Raw genomic sequence first — 19,092 nt, forward strand, 5'->3', positions numbered from 1 at the left:
GATTGATTTTATCAAACGCGCCTGTTAGCCATTGTCCAACGACAAATGGAGAGGCTGACCATGTGCGGCATTGTTGGATTGTTCCTGAAAGACAAGAGCCTTGAACCTCAGCTGGGAGCCATGCTCTCGGATATGCTGATCACCATGACCGATCGCGGCCCGGATTCTGCGGGCATCGCGATTTATGGCGCGGGTAGCAAGGGTAAGGCGAAAATCACCGTGCAATCACCGGAACCGTCGGTGGATTTTGCTGGCCTTGATGCTGATCTCACCAAGGCAGGAATTCCGGCACAAGTGACGGTGAAAAGCACCCATGCGGTGATTGATATTGATGCAGCAAAGCTTGGCGACATACGCGGTGTTTTGAGCGAAATTCGCCCGAACGTGCGCATCATGGGTTCGGGTGAAAGTGTTGAGATTTTCAAGGAAATCGGCCTACCTAAGGACGTTGTCGCCCGCTTTGATGTGCGCGCCATGGGCGGCAGCCATGGCATTGGCCATACCCGTATGGCAACGGAAAGTGCGGTGACAACGTTGGGTGCGCATCCGTTTTCCACGGGGGCCGATCAATGCCTTGTGCACAATGGCTCGCTCTCCAACCACAATAATTTGCGCCGCGAGCTGATCCGTGAAGGCATCACTTTTGAGACTCAGAACGACTCTGAAGTGGCCGCCGCTTACCTCACGGCCGAAATGGCCAAGGGCAAGGATCTGGGACAGGCGCTAACCGGCGCGCTGGGTGACCTCGATGGCTTTTTCACCTTCGTCGTCGGCACCAAATCCGGCTTTGGCGTGGTGCGCGATCCCATTGCCTGCAAGCCAGCGGTGATGGCCGAGACGGACCAATATGTGGCTTTTGGTTCTGAATATCGGGCACTGGTCAATCTGCCGGGTATCGATACAGCCCGCATCTGGGAGCCGGAGCCTGCCACCGTTTACTTCTGGGACCACGAAAAAGCAGCTTGAGGGATTTATAATGCCTGTCTTCGATCTTTCCCAAACCCCGCTGCGCGAGCTGAACAGTGCTTTGCATGCGGTGACATCCGGGGCCAATGACACCGCTTTTGAAATCATCAATCCACGCGGCCACCATGCCGTGGCGGTTGGAATTGATAGTCCTGTCACCGTCGAGGTGAAGGGGTCTGTGGGCTATTATTGCGCGGGCATGAATGATGGTGGCACCGTCACCGTGCATGGCTCCGCCGGTCCCGGTGTGGCTGAAAACATGATGTCTGGCACCGTGATTATTGAAGGCGATGCCAGCCAATATGCCGGGGCCACCGGCCAAGGCGGGTTGCTGGTGATCAAGGGCAATGCTGCCTCGCGTTGCGGCATTTCCATGAAGGGTATTGATATTGTCGTGCAGGGCAATATCGGCCACATGTCCGCTTTTATGGGCCAATCCGGCCATTTGGTGGTGCTGGGCGATGCCGGTGAAGCCTTGGGAGATTCACTCTATGAGGCCAAGCTGTTTGTGCGAGGCACGGTGAAAAGCCTTGGTGCTGATTGCATCGAAAAACAGATGAAGCCCAAACATTTGGAAAAGCTGGCGGAGCTTCTGACGAAAGCCGGAATCACCAATGTGAAGCCCGAAGAGTTCAAGCGCTATGGCTCTGCCCGCAAGCTTTACAATTTCAACATCGATAACGCAGACGCCTACTAAGGCAAGGGGTAGAAGACCAATGAGCTATCATAATCCCAATACCCCGCCGCGCAAATCCGCGACCTTTGATGATTATACGCTGGCAGAAATCCGCCGCGCTGCCGCCACTGGAATTTATGATATTCGCGGCGCAGGCACCAAGCGCAAGGTGCCGCATTTTGATGATCTGCTGTTTCTCGGAGCCTCGATTTCGCGCTATCCGCTGGAAGGCTATCGCGAAAAATGCGACACATCGGTGGTTTTGGGCACCCGCTTTGCCAAAAAGCCGATCCATCTGAAAACGCCAATTACGATTGCTGGCATGAGCTTTGGCGCGCTGTCGGGCAACGCCAAAGAAGCCCTTGGCCGGGGTGCGACCATTGCCGGAACTTCGACCACCACGGGTGATGGCGGTATGACCGATGAAGAGCGCGGCCACAGCCAAACGCTGGTCTATCAATATCTTCCCTCACGCTATGGCATGAACCCGAAGGATCTGCGCCGCGCTGACGCCATTGAAGTCGTGGTTGGCCAAGGGGCAAAGCCCGGTGGCGGCGGCATGTTGCTGGGCCAGAAAATTTCTGACCGCGTGGCCGCTATGCGCAACTTGCCCAAGGGCATTGATCAGCGCTCGGCCTGCCGCCACCCAGATTGGACGGGGCCGGATGATTTGGAAATCAAAATTCTGGAACTGCGCGAAATCACCAATTGGGAAAAGCCGATCTATATCAAGGTTGGCGGCGCAAGGCCCTATTACGACACAGCGCTGGCCGTAAAAGCCGGAGCCGATGTGGTGGTGCTGGATGGCATGCAGGGCGGCACGGCAGCGACGCAGGATGTGTTTATCGAAAATGTTGGCATGCCGACGCTGGCTTGCATTCGCCCCGCCGTTCAAGCTTTGCAAGACCTTGGTATGCATCGCAAGGTGCAATTGGTCATCTCTGGCGGCATTCGCTCTGGTGCGGATGTGGCAAAAGCTCTGGCGCTGGGTGCCGATGCGGTGGCGATTGGCACGGCAGCGCTGGTGGCGATTGGCGATAATGACCCGAAGTGGGAAGAGGAATATCAAAAACTCGGCACCACCGCTGGCGCTTATGATGACTGGCATGAAGGCAAAGACCCGGCAGGCATTACCACGCAAGACCCGGAATTGATGAAGCGGCTTGACCCGGTTCTGGCTGGTCGCCGTCTGGCCAATTACCTCAAGGTGATGACGCTGGAAGCCCAGACCATTGCCCGCGCCTGCGGCCATAACCGTCTGCATAATCTGGAGCCGGAAGATCTGGTGGCCCTCACCATGGAAGCCGCCGCCATGGCGCAAGTGCCGCTGGCTGGCACCAACTGGTATCCCGGCAAAGCCGGTTTCTAACAGCCTATTGGCCGCGCATTCCTCCCAAGGGCGCGGCCTTTCCTTTCAACATGTGTCTCAATCCATAAAAACAGGGGAACGACGTGACACAGGACCTTGCACAATTCGCCGTTGAGCGCGGCATCAAATATTTCATGATCAGCTATACTGACCTGTTTGGCGCGCAACGTGCCAAGCTGGTGCCAGCCCAAGCCATTGCCGATATGCAAAAGGATGGCGCAGGCTTTGCAGGCTTTGCCACTTGGCTCGACCTCACCCCCGCCCACCCCGATCTGTTTGCAGTGCCAGATGCCTCTTCCGTGATCCAATTGCCATGGAAAAAAGACGTGGCATGGGTCGCCGCCGATTGCGTGATGGATGACAAGCCGGTGGAGCAGGCTCCGCGCGTGATGTTGAAAAAGCTGGTTGAAGAGGCCGCCTCTATGGGGCTTCGGGTCAAGACCGGGGTTGAGCCGGAATTTTTCCTGATCTCGGCAGATGGTAAGACGATTTCCGACGAATTCGACACCGCTGAAAAGCCTTGCTACGACCAACAGGCCTTGATGCGCCGCTATGATGTGATTGCCGAAATCTGCGATCACATGCTGGAACTGGGCTGGAAACCCTATCAGAACGACCATGAAGACGCCAACGGCCAGTTTGAAATGAACTGGGAATATGATGACGCGTTGAAAACCGCCGATAAGCATTCCTTCTTCAAATTCATGGTCAAATCTGTGGCCGAGAAGCATGGGCTTCGCGCCACCTTCATGCCCAAGCCCTTCAAGGGTCTCACGGGCAATGGTTGCCATGCCCATATCTCGGTGTGGGATAATGATGGCAAGGTCAATGCTTTTGCCGATAAGGCCATGCCGTTTGGCTTGTCTGCCAAGGGCAAAACCTTCCTCGGCGGCATCATGAAACATGCATCAGCCTTGGCTGCCGTCACCAACCCCACGGTCAATTCCTACAAGCGTATCAATGCGCCGCGCACGGTTTCCGGCGCCACATGGGCACCCAACACCGTGACATGGACTGGCAACAACCGCACCCATATGGTGCGCGTTCCGGGTCCGGGTCGGTTTGAACTGCGCCTGCCCGATGGTGCAGTGAACCCGTATTTGCTTCAGGCGATCATCATTGCCGCTGGCCTGTCTGGCCTCAAAACCAATGCTGATCCCGGCCCGCATTACGACATCGATATGTACCGCGAAGGTCATACGGTGACCGACGCCCCGAAACTGCCGCTGAACCTTCTGGATGCGCTTCGGGCCTATGAGGCTGACACCGAGTTGCAACAGGCCTTGGGAGAGGAGTTCTCCTCGGCCTATCTCAAGCTCAAGCATGGGGAGTGGACGAGCTATTGTTCACAATTCACCCCATGGGAGCACCAGACAACACTGGACATTTGACCGGATGTGAAGCCGGGGGCAGCGCCGCCCCCGGCTTTCGAATTAAAGCGTTGCTGTTGTCTGGCGGCTTGCCAGTTCCTCTATCCCGGCCTTCGCCTCGATCCCATCGCCTTTCAGCGTCAGATAGACGCCGAGCACAAAGGCGAGGGCGGCGATGAACAGCAGGTAATAGGCATGTGCCATCGGGTTGATTGGCAGCAGGCTGGCCACCGCAATCGGCGTCAATCCGCCGAAAATCGCGTAGGAGACATTGTAGGAAAATGACAGGCCGGTGAAGCGGACAGGTGCGGGAAAGGCGCGCACCATAACGTAAGGCACGGCCCCGACAATGCCCACGGAAAGGCCCATCACGGCGTAGAGCACAAACAGAACTGGAACCGAAACGCTTGCATAGGTGTAGAAAGCAAAGGTCGCTGCGGCTAAAAATACGCTCCCAACCATTAAAAACCGCCCGGAACCGAATTTATCGACAATTGCGCCGGATGCCGCTGTGCTGAAAATCAGGAACAATGTGCCGAAACTGGTGGCGGATAGCGCAATCTGGGCGCTGTAGCCATAGAGTTTTTGCAGGAGCGTGGCAGTCATCAGCGTGGTGACGACGAGACAGGCAGCGAGCACCCAGGTCAAGGCCATGGAAATGATGACGGCAGCCGGATAATCGCGCAGCACGGTTTTCAGCGGCAGTTCCATCACCGTTGTCCGCGCCTGACGCATCTCGGCAAAAACAGGGGTTTCCTGAAGCCAGCGGCGCAGGTAGACGGCAACCAGGCCGAAGAAGCCACCGAGGAAGAAGGGGATGCGCCAGGCATAGGCGGCGACATCTTCCGGCGTGAACATCGAATTGATGACGGTTGCGATCAACGAACCCAGCAGAATGCCAAGCGTCAGGCCTGAGCAGAGAAAACCGCAGGCAAAGCCCACCCGGCGAAACGGCACATGTTCCGATACGAAGGTCCAGGCACCCGGCACTTCTCCGCCGATGGCAACACCCTGCAACAGTCGCATGACGATCAGCAGCACGGGTGCGGCAATGCCAATGGAGGCATAGGTGGGCATGGCGGCCATGCCGAGGGTGGAGAGCGCCATCAGCAGAATGGAGAAGGCAAAGACTTTCTTGCGGCCAAACACATCACCGAAATGGGCCAGGATCAACCCGCCCAGGGGGCGAACCAGATAGCCGGCAGCAAAGATGCCGAAGGTCTGGATCGTCACCAGCCAGTCCGGCATGTTGGCTGGGAAGAACAGCTTGCCAATCACGCCCGCGAAAAACACGAAGATGATGAAATCGTAGAATTCCAAGGCCCCGCCCAAGGCTGAAAGCCCGAGTGTGCGAAAATCTGCGCGGGTAAGCTGACGGGGAGGCGATGGCGGAGTGCTGATGGGGGACATGATCCTGCCTTGCGAAAAAACTATCCAGTTTGGTCGCCGATTATGCACCGGATTTCAAGGTGCTGAACAGGATTTACACGTGAAGGGTGAGAGAATTGGTTCAGCAAGGCCCCGCAGCGAAGGGATTGCCCATCAGGATCGAGGCGTCCACCTCTGAAATCAGCCGCTTGCCGCAAAGCGCCATGCTGATATCAAGCTCCCTGGCGATGATTTCCAGGGCTCTCTGCACGCCAGCCCGTCCATCCGCACCAAGCCCGTAGAGAAAAGGTCGGCCGATATAGGTTCCCTTGGCACCCAGGGCCAAGGCCTTCAACATGTCCTGGCCCGAGCGGATACCGCCATCAATATGCACTTCGATCCGGTCTCCTACCGCTTCGACAATCGAGGTCAGCATGGAGATCGATGACGGCGCGCCATCCAGTTGCCGGCCACCGTGGTTGGAGACGATAATCGCATCCGCCCCGCTATCGGCTGCGGCGCGGGCGTCTTCCACATCGAGAATGCCCTTGAGGATCAATTTACCACCCCAACGCTCCTTGATCCAGGCGACGTCGCTCCAGGACAATTTCGGATCGAACTGTTCCGCCGTCCAGGCCGAGAGCGAAGACAGGCTGGAAACGTTTTTGGCATGGCCGACGATATTGCCGAAATGACGCCGCCGCGTATTGGCCATACCGATGCACCACTGCGGCCTGGTTGCCATCTGCCAGAGATGTTTCGGGGTGAATTTTGGGGGAGCCGACAGGCCGTTGCGCAGGTCCTTGTGGCGTTGTCCGAGGATTTGCAGATCGAGCGTCAACACCAGTGCAGAGCAGCGCGCCGCCTTGGCGCGGTCGATCAGGCTATGGACGAAATCGCGGTCCTTCATCACGTAAAGCTGGAACCAGAAGGGGCGGCGCGTATGAAGCGCAACATCCTCAATCGAGCAGATGCTCATGGTGGACAGCGTGAAAGGCACGCCGTAAGCCTCCGCTGCTTCCGCCGCAAGAATCTCTCCATCCGCATGCTGCATGCCAGTCATTCCGGTCGGAGCGAGCGCCACCGGCATGGTGACAGGTTCACCGATCATCGTGCTTGCCAGCGACCGTTCTGTCATATCGACCAGAACCCGCTGACGCAGCTTGATGCGGGAAAAATCACTCTCGTTGGCGTGGTAAGTGCTTTCGCTCCAGGAGCCACTATCGGCATAGTCGAAGAACATTTTCGGGACACGGCGCTTGGCTTGACGTTTCAGGTCATCGATTGTCAATGCTGTGGGCATGGCACCTTGTCCTTTCAAATCGGTACATCGTTTTGGACATGGTGTGCGGCCAAATTTCGGCGGTTGCAAGGGAAGAGTGGCCATTCACAAAGAGGACCGCCCAGATTGCTGGACGGCCTTTACACTGTCTCACGCCTAATGGCTCACTTCGTCGCCGTTGCCACGTTGATCTTGTCGATATCGGCGGCCAGGGCGTCATAGGTCTGTTGCAGCGTCAATTCGCCGACGATCAACTGGCTCATGCGCTGGACGATTTGCTGGTAAAGCGCCGAGCCGCCCTTTTTCTTTTCAAAGATCCGTGCTTCCTGCGGCACGTTCTTTTCGTTGTCGTTGAAGACGGCCATGGACGCCTTGGCGTTATCGTCCGTCAGCTTGTATTGTGGCTTGTCGATCTCCGCGCCCGTCAGGATCACGTAGTTTTCGGCAATCTCGCGCTGGACTTTCTCGGAGCCGAGAAATTCGATGAATTGGGCGACGGCTTCCGGGTATTTGGTGCGTTTGAAGCCGGCGATGGCGGTGGCACCCGGCATGGCATAGCAGCCAGCGGTGCCGCAGGGCGCGTTGATTGCCGTCCATTCGAAGGCGTCGCCGATCTTCTTCTGGAACGGATTGACCATCCAGTTGCCGGCCAGATAGGTCACGACATTGCCGTTGACGAATTCGTCGCCCATGTTCTTGTATTGCGAGCCGCCAGCAGCGCCCCACATTTCCTTGGGAAAACTGCCATCCTTCGTCCAGTTGTAGAGATCGGCAATATAGGTCTTGGCGGCCTCGTCGGGAAAGCTGAACTTGCCGTCTTTCACATAGGACGAGCCATAGGAAAAGGCCGCGCCGGAAAACCGGTGGCCGGAACGGTCCATGGTGAAGGGGATCTGCACGCCGGTCTTTTTAGCCACTCGGGCGGAAGCCTCGACAATGTCCTTCAGCGTTGCTTTCGGGCCGGGCAGCGGCTCTTCCGCCTGCTCGAACAATGTCTTGTTGACGAAGGGCAGGTTCAGGGTCTGCGAGGCGACATAGCCATTGATCGATTTCGGGTCGTTGACGCCGGGCAGGCGCAACTGGTTGAGGCTTTCGCCATGCAGTTTCGCGTAACCATCCGGGTCCTTCATGTAGGGCCGCATGTCGAGATAGAAGGGTGCCAATTGCCAATCGGTGATCTTGGCCAGATCCGGGCCTTCGCCGACAGCCAGTTGCACCGGCAATTGCTTGGCGACAGCATCATAGCCCGAGGACACGAAATTGACCTTCACGTCAGGATGAGCAGCTTCGAACTGTTTGCTCAGCGCCGCCATATGCTCGACATAGGACTGATCGTCATCGGTGAACAGAAAGGTGATGGTCTTCGTTTCGGCAAAGGCCGGATGGCTGAGTGCAAGCGCCGACAAGACGATGGCGCTGACGCCGGACAGAATTTTCAACATGATTCTCTCCCATAAAAATATTTTCATAAATAGCGCGACAATCCTCAATGTTGCGCTCCTCCACCCTCTTTTTGCGACTTGACAAACGCATCGTCAAGCTGTTTCGTTGGTGAAAATTCGGCGATCTCTGATTTTTCTATCGAAATTCGACGAGTTAAAAAATATTTTCATGATCGCAGGGAGGCGAGCCATGAACAATCATTACGTGTCAGCAGCAAAAGATCCGGTTTATGAAGTTCGTACAGGCGAGACGATCACGTCCTGGCTGGTCTCGCCGCTCACTGCCAGTGTGTTTGCAGGTGTTGCGGCACCCGCCGAGGACCGCGTCGATTACCGCTTCATCAACGGCTTCGTCGATGTCGGCGATCTGCCGTGCCGCAAGGCGTTCTGGGCGACGATGGTCGGGCGCGATCTGGCGCCGGAGTGCGACTGGGAGCCTGATCACCTCAATCTGCCGGGCGCCAATCGTCGGGTGGAATTCACCCATTTCTGGCATGTTCCAACCCATGTGCGCCGCTGGCTGCGCGGCACGTTCCGGGCAGCGTCGGCGAGAAGCCTGGCGCTGCGGCTGAAGACCTGCGGTGGGGTGCGGATCTGGGTGAATGGCGTGGAGCAGGTTCGCTTCGAACCGTTCCGGCGCAATTTCGAATCCATGTCGGATGTCATCCTGCAATTGGCCGAGGGCGATAATGACATTCTGGTTCACACCGAAGACCTGGCGGAACGCGACACGGTCTGGTTTGTCGAGCTGGAAGTGACGGATGCAGAGCCGATTGCCGTGCTTTTGCCCGCGGTTCTGGATGGGGCGACGGTTGCCCGGCTGGAACGGCTGATGCGCAGCGTGCGTCCCGCTCGCGATGTGTTTTGCGGTCAACCGCTGGAATTACTGTTCGATGAGGCGCCGCAGACCGATGTTCCGGTCGAGATCACCGTCTACAGCCATGGCCATGAGCGTGCCGTGCTGGCAAAGGCGCAGGCGGTGCTGCGCGCCGGGGACAGAACCCTTGTCGTGCCGCAAACGCTTGGTATTGCCGATGGTTATCACGGCGTGCGGCTGCGCATGGGTGAGGGCGCCAGTGTGGCGAGCCGGGTGATTGATGCTGCTTTTCTCACCCGCTTACAGCCGGAGATTTCGCAGGATAGCCTTAGGGAGCGCAAACAGCAGGCGCTTGCCTACTCGGCCCTCCATGGTGCGCCGCGCATCGGCCGGGTGCTGGCCATGGCGGCCTGCGGGCAGGTGGATGACGCGGAGCTGGAGAAGCTATTGAGCGAGACACTTGCCTCTATCGACCGGCGAGAGGATTGTTCGGATTTCATTCTTGTGCCGCTGCTGTGGCTGCTTGGCGCTTACGCAGATGTTTTGACCCCGGACCAGCACGAGCGGGTGCGCCAATCGGTGCTCAACTATCGCTATTGGGTGGATGAGCCGGGCAATGACACGATGTGGTTCTGGAGCGAGAACCATGTTCTCTGCTTCCACACCAGCCAGATCCTGGCCGGTCAGTTGATGCCGGATGCGGTGTTTTCCGCGTCTGGCCGCACGGGTGTACAGCAGGCAGCGCTGGCCCGTCAGCGTCTGCATCGCTGGTTTGACAGCGTCGAGGCGCATGGATTGGCAGAATGGAATTCCGCCGCCTATTACCCGATTGATTTCATTGGCCTGCTGGCGCTGGAACATTGGGCGGAACCTGACATCGCCACCCGCGCTCGCCAGCAATTGGACCTGATTTTCCGGATGATTGCCCTGCATACGCTGGCGGGCGTGCCTGCGGGATCGCAGGGCCGCGCCTATGACAAGGAATTGCGGGCCGGGCCGCTGACGGAACTGGCGCCTTTCGCCTGGGTGGCGTTTGGCGAGGGCTGGCTGAATGGCGGTGTCGCCTCCCTGCCCATGTTCTGCGCCAGCCATTATCAGCCGCCGGAGGACCTCGCTGCGCTGGCGATGCTGAGCGAAGGGCGCAGCATCGAGGCGCGTTATGCGCAAGGGCTGGAGAGCGGCAAGCTGGTGGTGTTCAAGACCTATGCCTCGCAGCTTTCGACAGTGGTCGATCACAAGACAGGACGAAAAGGCCATCAGCAGCATGTGCTCGATATCAGGCTGGCTGGCCATCCGATGGCGCGGCTTTGGATCAATCATCCCGGCGAGGACGATCCGTGGGGATCGCAGCGTCCCTCCTATTGGGCAGGAAGCGGCATCCTGCCGAGGGTGGCGCAACATGGCGATACCGCCCTGCTGATTGCCGATACGCAAGGCGGACGCCTGCCGTTTGCCCACGCCTATCTGGGCATTGACGGTCTGGACGAGGTGATCCTTGAGGAGAACTGGGTGTTTGCCCGCTCGGGACAAGGGTTTGCCGCCCTGTACAACAGCCACGGCCTGGAACCGATGGACGCCGGCGCGACAGCAGGCCGAGAGCTGCGCGCGCTGGCACCGATTTCGGGCTGGGTGGCCATTGTCGGAGCCGGGGACGTGCTGGCTTTCGAGATTTTCTGTGAAAAGGCACGAGCAACCAACATCGACTTCGACCCAGCGGAGAGAACCCTTCGGGTCCGGCCACCGGGTCGTGAGGCGCTGTTTTTATCCTATGACGGCGATTTTCAGCTGGGGACACGTCCGCTGCCTTTCCAACATGAACAGCCGCAACCGGTGCTGACCTATGACAGCGCACATCCGGATCAGGGTGAAACCACCCCTCTTTATCAGTAGATGGATCAGACCATGCATCAGGCAGAGACCGGCCATTTGGGCCTTCAGCAGACAATCGACAAGGTGGCGGTGGCATTCAGCCGCCTCAAGGGCATCAAGGAAGGCCTAAGCGGGGAAGGCAGTGCAAGCGGCATCCAGTTTGATGAATGGGATTGGGAAGTGGGCGTCGGTCTCTATGGCTTCCTGCGCCGCGCCATCGCCAATGGGGACAGGAAGGCAATCAATGATCTCGTCGATTGGTATGCCATGCAGATCGGTCGCGGCCTGCCGCCGCGCCAGATCAACAGCACGGCGCCGATGTTGCCGCTCGCCATCCTGATCGGTCACGTGGACCGGCCCGATTTCAATGCGCTGGTGGGGGATTGGGCCGAATGGCTGGTGAAAAGCCTGCCTAAAACCGAGGATGGCGGCTTTCAGCATGTGGTCAAGGAGCGCTTGAACGAAGGTGAGCTTTGGGATGATACCCTGTTCATGGCCGGGTTGTTTCTAGCGCAGGCCGGTGTGCATTTTGGCCGCAAGGACTGGATTGATGAGGCCGTCTATCAGTTCATGATCCACGCCCGTTATCTGTCGGACCCGATCTCCGGTCTCTGGTATCATGGCTGGACCTTTATCGGTCGTCATAACTTTGCCCGTGCCTTCTGGGCGCGCGGCAATGCCTGGATCACCGTGGCGATCCCCGAACTGTTTTTCCTAGTGCCGGATCTCGCGGAAAAAGACCGCCGCTTTCTGGCCAATGTGCTGAAAAGCCAGTTGCGCTCGCTGAAGGCCTTCCAGCGCGAGGACGGCATGTTCCACACGCTGCTGGATGATCCGACCTCACCGTTGGAAACTTCGGCCACTGCCGGGATTGCCTATGGCATTTTGCGCGGCATCGAAGCGGGTATTTTGCCGGTAGAGGACAAGCTCCATGCCGACCGCGCCCTTGCCGCCGTGCTGCGCCATATCGATGATGAAGGTGTGGTGCTGGGTGTCTCGGATGGTACGCCGATGGGGCATGATCTGGATTTCTACCGGCGTATTCCCAATCTGCCGACCCCCTATGGTCAGGCCTTGGCTCTGTTGTTGCTGACGGATGTGGCACTTGCCCAAGCGGCTGCGACCCAGGAGAAAACCATATGACGCAGGCGCTGGACATTGTCATCGATCATCAGGACGGCGACCGTACACAAGCCATTCAGGCGGCAATAGAGCATGTGTCCGTCTCGGGGGGCGGCAGGGTTTCGCTTGCCGCCGGATCGCATCAGGTTGGCGGGCTGACGCTTCGCTCCGGTGTCGATCTGCATCTGGGTGAGGGGGCAGTGTTGCGGCCTGTGCCGGATTATCAGGCCTATGGCGACAATATCGTCTCGGTCATTGCCGAAAAATCCAACCGGGGCATGCTGGTAGCGCGCGGCGCGGACGCTATCGCCCTGACCGGGCCGGGCCGTATTGATGCTGGCGGAGACGCATTCATCGCCGGTGACGATGTCAGCGTCGGCGTGTTCATCCCGGCGGAGTTTCGGCCGCGTGTTCTGGTGCTGGAGGGGTGCCGGGGCGTGCGTCTCGACCATCTCCAAGTCGAAAACTCGCCGATGTGGACGTTGCATTTCGTCAATTGCGAGGATGTCAGCCTCGCCAATGTGGCGATCCGCAACAATTGCCGCCTGCCCAATACCGATGGCATCGTGCTTGACGCCTGCCGCCGGGTGCTGATCGAGGACTGCACGATCTCCACCGCCGATGACGGTGTCTGCCTGAAAACCAGCGTCGGGCCGGATGGCAAGGCGATTGGCACCTGCGAGGATGTGCTGGTGCGCCGCTGCATCGTCTCCAGCCAGAGCTGCGCGCTGAAGCTGGGGACTGAAAGCTTCGGGGACTTCTCCCGCGTGGTGTTCGAGGATTGCCGTGTAGAACAATCCAACCGGGGCGTGGGGATTTTTTCCCGCGATGGCGGCAAGGTCTCCGATGTCAGGTTCTCGCGCATCACCCTGGATTGCCATGAGACCCCGGATGGGTTCTGGGGCTCCGGCGAGGCGCTGACGGTGACGGTGGTGGACCGGGTGCCGGAGCGCCCGGCGGGTGCGGTGAGGGGACTTGTTGTCGAGGACATCACCGGGCGGATGGAAGGCACGATCAATCTCGTCTCCATGGCCGGTGCCGGTATTCACGATGTCGCGTTGCGGCGGGTGCATTTATCCCAGCAACCCGGGGGGCTTGGCACTGCGTTGCGCTATGATATGCGCCCGACCAATGCGGATCTTGCGCCCGCGCCGGAGGCTCATGGCCGGGCCAATGCCTGGACGCGCGGCGCGGGCGGACGCATTGTCGGGCTGATCGACTATCCGGGCGGAATGCCGGGCGTGTTTGCCCGTGGGGTGGAAGGACTGACTGTAGACGATCTCGTCATCGACAGGCCGCAGCCCCTGCCGGAGGGCTGGAACCCGCTGGATTTCGTCCAACAGTAAATTGATGCATCTGGGAGGATGATATGGGAGCGTTGCAACTCAAGGATCTCAACAAGTCCTACGGCGCGGTGAAAGTGCTGCATGACATAGACCTGACCATCGAAGACGGCGAATTCGTCGTCTTTGTCGGTCCGTCGGGCTGCGGAAAATCCACCCTGCTGCGGATCATCGCCGGGTTGGAGGACGTGACGACGGGCGCAATCAACATTGATGGCCGCGACGTCTCTCAACTGTCGCCCGCCGAGCGCAAGATCGCCATGGTGTTCCAGTCCTATGCGCTTTATCCGCATATGAGCGTGCGCAAGAACCTGGCTTTCGGGCTGGAAAACCTGAAATTCAAGCGCGCCGAAATCGAGGCGCGGATCGCCGAAGCCGCAAGGATGCTGGCCATCGAGCCCTATCTGGACCGCAAGCCACGCCAGCTTTCCGGCGGTCAGCGCCAGCGTGTGGCGATTGGCCGGGCGATTGTGCGCGAACCGGAAATCTTCCTGTTCGACGAGCCACTCTCAAATCTCGATGCGGCCCTGCGGGTCCAGACACGCGCGGAAATTACCCGGCTGCACCGCGACATCAAGACGACGATGATCTACGTGACCCATGACCAGGTAGAGGCCATGACGATGGCCGACAAGATCGTGGTGTTGAAAGGGGGCCGGGTCGAGCAGGTGGGAACGCCGCTCGATCTGTTTAACAATCCTTGCAACCTGTTTGTGGCGGGCTTCCTCGGTTCGCCCCGGATGAACATGCTGAAAGGCCGGATCGTCGGTTTTCAGAAGGGCGAGGCGCTGATCGATGTCGGCTATCCACAGCAACTCACCGCCTCTGTTGATGAGACGGGGGCAAAGCCGGGCCAGGAGGTCATGGTTGGCATTCGCCCGGCGCATTTCCAGCGGGTCGAGACGGGTGGCCTGCCGTTCATTGTCGCCTATTGCGAAAGCCTTGGGACTGAGACCTATCTCTATGGTCGGATGGAAGGGCAGGAAGAACAGGTTATCCTGCATCAGCCCGGCCATTTCGTTGCCCCGGAGGATAGCCGCTTGGCGGTCGCGCCCTTGGCTGGCACGGTGCATGTGTTCGATCCGGTCTCTGGCCTGGCGCTAACCCGACGCCGCCAACAGGTCAGCGGAGGCCTTGCCGCATGAGCCAGTTTGCCGATATCGCTGACCGCGCTCTGAACCGCGTCATGCTGGTGGTGGAAGCGCCGCTGAACGGGCTGGAGCGGCTGTTTGGCCGCAAGCGCATGCCGTATTTCTTCCTGGCGCCCAATCTGGTGCTGTTTGGCATTTTCACCTTTTTGCCGATTGCCATTTCCATCGGCTATGCCTTTACCGGTGGCACCAATCTGTTCGTTTCCGAGCGCCCCTATGTCGGGCTCGACAATTTCCGTCAATTGCTGACCTGCGGCGATTATATGCAGCCGGGAACCTGCACGGAATCGCTGTTCTGGACTGCGATCTGGAACACGCTCTGGTTTGTCGGCTTCAATGTCGTGGCGACCTTGCTGGTCTCGCTGATCACGGCGCTGATCCTCAACCGCGCCATGGTGGCGCGTGGGTTTTTCCGGGCGATGTTCTTTTATCCGGTGCTGCTGTCACCTGTGGTGATCGGCCTGATCTGGAAATGGTTTCTGGACCGCAACGGCTTGCTCAACGCCTTCCTGCAAATGCTCGGCGTGCCGCCGGAAATCTTTCTGCTGGAGGTTGGCTGGTCGCGGTTTTTCGTCGTCGTGGTCTCCGTCTGGTTTCACATGGGCTTCTACACGCTGATCCTGCTGGCCGGCTTGCAGGCTATTCCCAAAGACCTCTATGAGGCGGCGGCTATCGATGCGGCCACGCCGCGTCGGGTGTTGTTTCGTATCACCCTGCCGCTGCTGGCACCCAACCTGCTGGTGGTGCTGATCCTGCTGATGATCCGTTCCGTGCAGATTTTCGACGAAGCCTGGGTGCTGACCAATGGCGGCGGGCCGGGGACAGCCAACAGTTTCATCGTGCAATATATCTACCAGATGGCGTTTGGCAGCGATCTTCGGCTGTTTGGTCTCGCCTCGGCGGCGGCAACCCTGATGGGCTGCGTGCTGCTGGTGCTGACCCTGCTGCAACTTGGCCTCTCCAAGAAAATGGAGCAGTGATATGAGCCTCAATCCCGTAACTTTCCTGACCCGCACCCGCCGCCAAGGTCGCATTGGCGTGACCGATGTGCTGGCCTGGCTCTGGCTGATCCTCGGCACATTGGCGGTGCTGGTGCCGGTGGTCTGGGCGGGCCTGTCTTCGATGAAACCGGCTGCCGAAATCACCCGTTTTCCACCGACGCTTCTGCCGCGAGACGCGGTGGAGGTGACGGTCAAGGGCTATGATAAGCCGCTCAGCCTCTGGCAGGTCAGCATGGATGGCACGACCCGGCAGATGGCGATGGTCCGACGCATCGGCCTGAAGGCGCAGATGGTCGATCCCGAAAACCCGCAGGCGCCGGTCAGCGTTGATACCCGCACGATCACGCCGGTCCAGAGCCTGACGATTGCTACGGAAAACTACACGGACCCGCTGACCCGATTTGCCTTTCTGACCTTCCTCAAGAACTCGGTCTTCGTCACCGTTGTGGCGACGGCTCTCACCCTGATCGTTAATGCCTTGGCTGCCTTTGCCCTGTCGAAATACCGGTTCCGGGGCGACAAGGCGGTGTTCGTGCTGATTATCTCAACCTTGATGATCCCGCTCACCGTTGTCATGGTGCCGGCCTATCTGGTCATTGTCGGGGTCGGGCTGGTGGATAATCTCTGGGGCGTCATCATCCCGACCATTGCCTCGCCGACCGGGGTCTTTCTTCTCAGGCAATATATGCTGACCATTCCCGACGAGTTGATCGAAGCGGCAAGGGTGGATGCGGCCAGCGAATTCAGGATCTTCTGGCGGATCGTCCTGCCGTTGACGGCGCCTGCGCTTGCGGTGCTGGCGATTTTCTCGGTGCTGTGGCGTTGGAACGACTTTCTCTGGCCGTTGATCGTGCTCAGCAGCCGCGAGAATTTCACCCTACAGGTCGGGCTCAATGCTTTTCAGGGCGAGTTTTCGGTGCAGTGGAATTATATCCTCGCTATGACCTTCCTCAGCCTGATGCCGGTGACGCTGGTCTTCCTGTTCCTGCAAAAATACATCACCACAGGCATTGCCGGGACGGGGATGAAATAAGTCCCTGACGTTATTAACAGCGCGGCGGTGCGATGCTGGCGCGCAGGATCAGGCGGCATCCCAGTTCCAGCCGATGGGCCGGGCGCAGCGGATCGATGGAAACCAGCCGCTGCTCGATGAGGCTGAGAGCCGCAGCGCCAAGCCGGGCGCTGGGCAGTTGAATGGTTGAGAGCGGCGGAGTGCTGAATTCGCCGGGCAGGATGTCATCGCAGCCCAGCACGGATATGTCTTCGGGAACCTTGATGCCTGCCTTGCGCAAGGTCTTCAGACAGCCGAGTGCCAGATTATCGGCGGCACAAAAAATCGCGGTGGCCTGCTTCAATGATGGGTCGCGGGTCAATAATTCGCGTAAAACCCTTTCACCCTCGGCAGGTTCATAGCTTTCGGCCTCAACTACCATGTCGATGGGGGCTTGTAGCCCGGCGGCCAGAAAAGCATCGACATAGCCATCGTAACGGCGGCGGATGGTGGTGCGGCCCGGCCATGTCACATGCAGAATGCGGCGATGGCCGAGTGCCAGCAAATGCTCGATGGCCTGACGCGCGCCGAACCGGTTGCCAGCGGTCACCGTATCGATCCGCATCGACGGATCTTCGCCATTGATGATCACGGATGGCACAGTCAATTGCGCCAGAGCGCGGATAAATTCCGGTCGGTCGTCATTGATGATGACGATGCCATCGACTTTCTCGGCCACCGCAATCCGCTTCACCTCAGCGGCGTCGATCCGGTTGCCCGGCGTGACGCAAGGAACGATACGGATCGCCCGACGCTCGCATTCTTCGCGCAGCCCGTTCATGACGGTCCAACTGACCAGATTGAGATCACTTTGCGGGGCAGCGTCGCCAGCAACCGCCAGAAGAATGCAGCGCAGCGTGGCAATGGTCGCCTTGTTGCGCCGTTTTTCCAGATAGCCCAGCCGTTGGGCGGACGCGATCACCCGGTCGCGCACCTCTGCCGTCAGCGGCGCGGTGCCGTTTAACGCATGCGAGGCGGTGCTGATCGAGACGCCTGCGTCCAGCGCCACGTTTTTCAGGCTGATCTTCGCTGTCACGCTTTATCCTCAAAAACGTATGGATATGAACACAGCATAGTCCAGCAGCATCGATCGGTCACGACCCGATACGACGGCGCCGTTCGCGGCTCAAATCGAAGATCTGAATGCCATCTCTCGGGCGGCCGCGGTTGCGCCATTTCGGATGTTTCAGTGTATAGGTGGCGTCGTCGTAACCAGCCTGCCAATGTTCGTTTATGGAGGCGCGCGAAAATTCATAGTCCATCGAGTGGGTGGCGTGGGCGGCACGCCGGTGAATGAGGTGAACGATGGTCACGTCATATTCCTGGCCAATCGAGCGCAGCAGCTTGGCATCCTCGTCATCGCGAAACTCTGGCGGCAGCTTGTCCAGCAGGCGTTTCGCGGCCCGGCGGATCACCTGCTTGCGGGCGAATTCATCGGTATTCATTCGGGTTCGGCTGGAAAAACGGATTTCCTTGGTGCGGCTTTCCACCTCGAACTGATCCTTTGGCATGTCACCGCGGGCGCTGAACAGATCGACCTGGAAAATGTCGAGGTCCCGCTGGCTTTCATTGGTTTCCAGCACATGCTGCAAAGGCGTATTCGACACGAGGCCGCCATCCCAATAAAACCGGCCATCGATTTCAACCGGCGGAAAGCCGGGCGGCAGTGCGCCGGAGGCGGCGATATGGCGGGCATCGAGCTTGGTGTGACGATTGTCGAAATAGGCGAAATTGCCGGAGAGAACGTCCACGGCACCCAGGCTGAGCCGTGTGGTGCCGTCATTCAGCAGTTTGAAATCGATCAGATTGTTCAGCGTCTTTATCAGCGGTTCGGTATCATAGACGCTGACGCGGTAATCGGGATTGAGCAACACTTGCTGTGGCGTGGGCAGGCGCGGCGAAAAGAAACCGGGAATGCCAAACATCATGCCGGTCAGCGCCGAAAGATCGTTGGTGGTGCGTCGTGCGGCGGTGTCCTGATCGCCAAGGTTGAAATTGAGTTGCGAAGATACCATGTCCCAGAAGGCGCGCAGGTTTTCCACCCGCTTTTCCCTGGGACTGCCGGCAATCAGCGCCGAATTGATCGATCCAATGGAAATGCCAGCCAGCCAATCCGGATCGACATCATGGGCGTGAAGCGCCTCATAAGCACCAGCCTGGTAAGCACCCAACGCCCCCCCACCCTGAAAGACAAAAATACGATCGGTGGCGGCATTGGTCTCGGACGACAGCATCGGCATTCACCATGGATTATTGCATCGCGAT

General features: G+C 58.8%; 15 protein-coding genes. 10 read left to right on the forward strand and 5 right to left on the reverse strand.

Translation table 11 applies throughout. From position 1 onward, the window contains the following. Nucleotides 1-60 precede the first annotated feature (60 nt). From FS819_RS21720 to glnT, 4 genes are all read left to right on the forward strand, one after another. Nucleotides 61-966: a class II glutamine amidotransferase gene (locus FS819_RS21720; protein WP_156550357.1), complete on the forward strand. Its 906-nt coding sequence runs from the start codon at nucleotides 61-63 to the stop codon at nucleotides 964-966. A gap of 10 nt (nucleotides 967-976) precedes the next feature. Further along, nucleotides 977-1,663, forward strand: a complete 687-nt coding sequence (locus tag FS819_RS21725) for a GltB/FmdC/FwdC-like GXGXG domain-containing protein (protein ID WP_156550356.1) — start codon at nucleotides 977-979, stop codon at nucleotides 1,661-1,663. A gap of 19 nt (nucleotides 1,664-1,682) precedes the next feature. Further along, nucleotides 1,683-3,011: an FMN-binding glutamate synthase family protein gene (locus FS819_RS21730; RefSeq protein ID WP_156550355.1), complete on the forward strand. Its 1,329-nt coding sequence runs from the start codon at nucleotides 1,683-1,685 to the stop codon at nucleotides 3,009-3,011. A gap of 83 nt (nucleotides 3,012-3,094) precedes the next feature. Beyond that, on the forward strand, nucleotides 3,095-4,402 hold the full coding sequence (glnT, locus tag FS819_RS21735; RefSeq protein ID WP_234624842.1) for a type III glutamate--ammonia ligase: 1,308 nt from the start codon (nucleotides 3,095-3,097) through the stop codon (nucleotides 4,400-4,402). A gap of 42 nt (nucleotides 4,403-4,444) precedes the next feature. On the opposite strand, the gene FS819_RS21740 is transcribed toward glnT, so the two are convergent. The 3 genes from FS819_RS21740 to FS819_RS21750 all read right to left on the reverse strand — a co-directional run bounded on the left by FS819_RS21740 (nucleotide 4,445) and on the right by FS819_RS21750 (nucleotide 8,473). Next, on the reverse strand, nucleotides 4,445-5,791 hold the full coding sequence (locus tag FS819_RS21740; protein WP_156550354.1) for an MFS transporter: 1,347 nt from the start codon (nucleotides 5,789-5,791) through the stop codon (nucleotides 4,445-4,447). 100 nt (nucleotides 5,792-5,891) lie between these two features. Then, the gene (locus FS819_RS21745; RefSeq protein WP_156550353.1) at nucleotides 5,892-7,052 is read right to left on the reverse strand and encodes an alpha-hydroxy acid oxidase; all 1,161 of its coding nucleotides are present in this window, start codon (nucleotides 7,050-7,052) and stop codon (nucleotides 5,892-5,894) included. 143 nt (nucleotides 7,053-7,195) lie between these two features. Next, nucleotides 7,196-8,473, reverse strand: coding sequence for an ABC transporter substrate-binding protein (locus FS819_RS21750; RefSeq protein WP_156550352.1), 1,278 nt, complete (start codon nucleotides 8,471-8,473; stop codon nucleotides 7,196-7,198). 190 nt (nucleotides 8,474-8,663) lie between these two features. On the opposite strand from FS819_RS21750, the gene FS819_RS21755 reads away from it, so the two are divergent. The 6 genes from FS819_RS21755 to FS819_RS21780 are packed head-to-tail and all read left to right on the forward strand — an operon-like array spanning nucleotide 8,664 to nucleotide 16,809. Next, on the forward strand, nucleotides 8,664-11,180 hold the full coding sequence (locus tag FS819_RS21755) for a hypothetical protein (protein ID WP_156550351.1): 2,517 nt from the start codon (nucleotides 8,664-8,666) through the stop codon (nucleotides 11,178-11,180). Nucleotides 11,181-11,192: 12 nt separating this feature from the next. Then, nucleotides 11,193-12,302: a beta-galactosidase BglB gene (bglB, locus tag FS819_RS21760; RefSeq protein ID WP_156550350.1), complete on the forward strand. Its 1,110-nt coding sequence runs from the start codon at nucleotides 11,193-11,195 to the stop codon at nucleotides 12,300-12,302. Next, nucleotides 12,299-13,627, forward strand: a complete 1,329-nt coding sequence (gene pglB, locus FS819_RS21765; RefSeq protein WP_156550349.1) for a polygalacturonase PglB — start codon at nucleotides 12,299-12,301, stop codon at nucleotides 13,625-13,627. Before bglB ends, pglB begins: the two co-directional genes overlap by 4 nt. 23 nt (nucleotides 13,628-13,650) lie before the next feature. Beyond that, nucleotides 13,651-14,769, forward strand: coding sequence for an ABC transporter ATP-binding protein (locus FS819_RS21770; RefSeq protein WP_156550348.1), 1,119 nt, complete (start codon nucleotides 13,651-13,653; stop codon nucleotides 14,767-14,769). Then, nucleotides 14,766-15,755, forward strand: coding sequence for a carbohydrate ABC transporter permease (locus FS819_RS21775; RefSeq protein ID WP_070147383.1), 990 nt, complete (start codon nucleotides 14,766-14,768; stop codon nucleotides 15,753-15,755). Before FS819_RS21770 ends, FS819_RS21775 begins: the two co-directional genes overlap by 4 nt. Before the next feature lies 1 nt (nucleotide 15,756). After that, entirely contained in the window at nucleotides 15,757-16,809 is a 1,053-nt protein-coding gene (locus FS819_RS21780; RefSeq protein ID WP_156550347.1) for a carbohydrate ABC transporter permease, read from the forward strand. 13 nt (nucleotides 16,810-16,822) lie between these two features. Here the strand turns inward: FS819_RS21780 and FS819_RS21785 are convergent, their stop codons facing one another. Together FS819_RS21785 and FS819_RS21790 are read right to left on the reverse strand one after the other, a co-directional pair. Further along, complete coding sequence (locus FS819_RS21785) at nucleotides 16,823-17,863, reverse strand: LacI family DNA-binding transcriptional regulator (protein ID WP_234624841.1); 1,041 nt, start codon at nucleotides 17,861-17,863, stop codon at nucleotides 16,823-16,825. A 58-nt stretch (nucleotides 17,864-17,921) separates the two neighbouring features. After that, nucleotides 17,922-19,061: a DUF3734 domain-containing protein gene (locus tag FS819_RS21790; RefSeq protein WP_156550346.1), complete on the reverse strand. Its 1,140-nt coding sequence runs from the start codon at nucleotides 19,059-19,061 to the stop codon at nucleotides 17,922-17,924. Nucleotides 19,062-19,092 lie beyond the last annotated feature (31 nt).

Origin of the sequence: Allorhizobium sp. Av2, from assembly GCF_021462805.2 — a bacterium.
GTDB classification, from domain to species: domain Bacteria; phylum Pseudomonadota; class Alphaproteobacteria; order Rhizobiales; family Rhizobiaceae; genus Allorhizobium; species Allorhizobium vitis_G.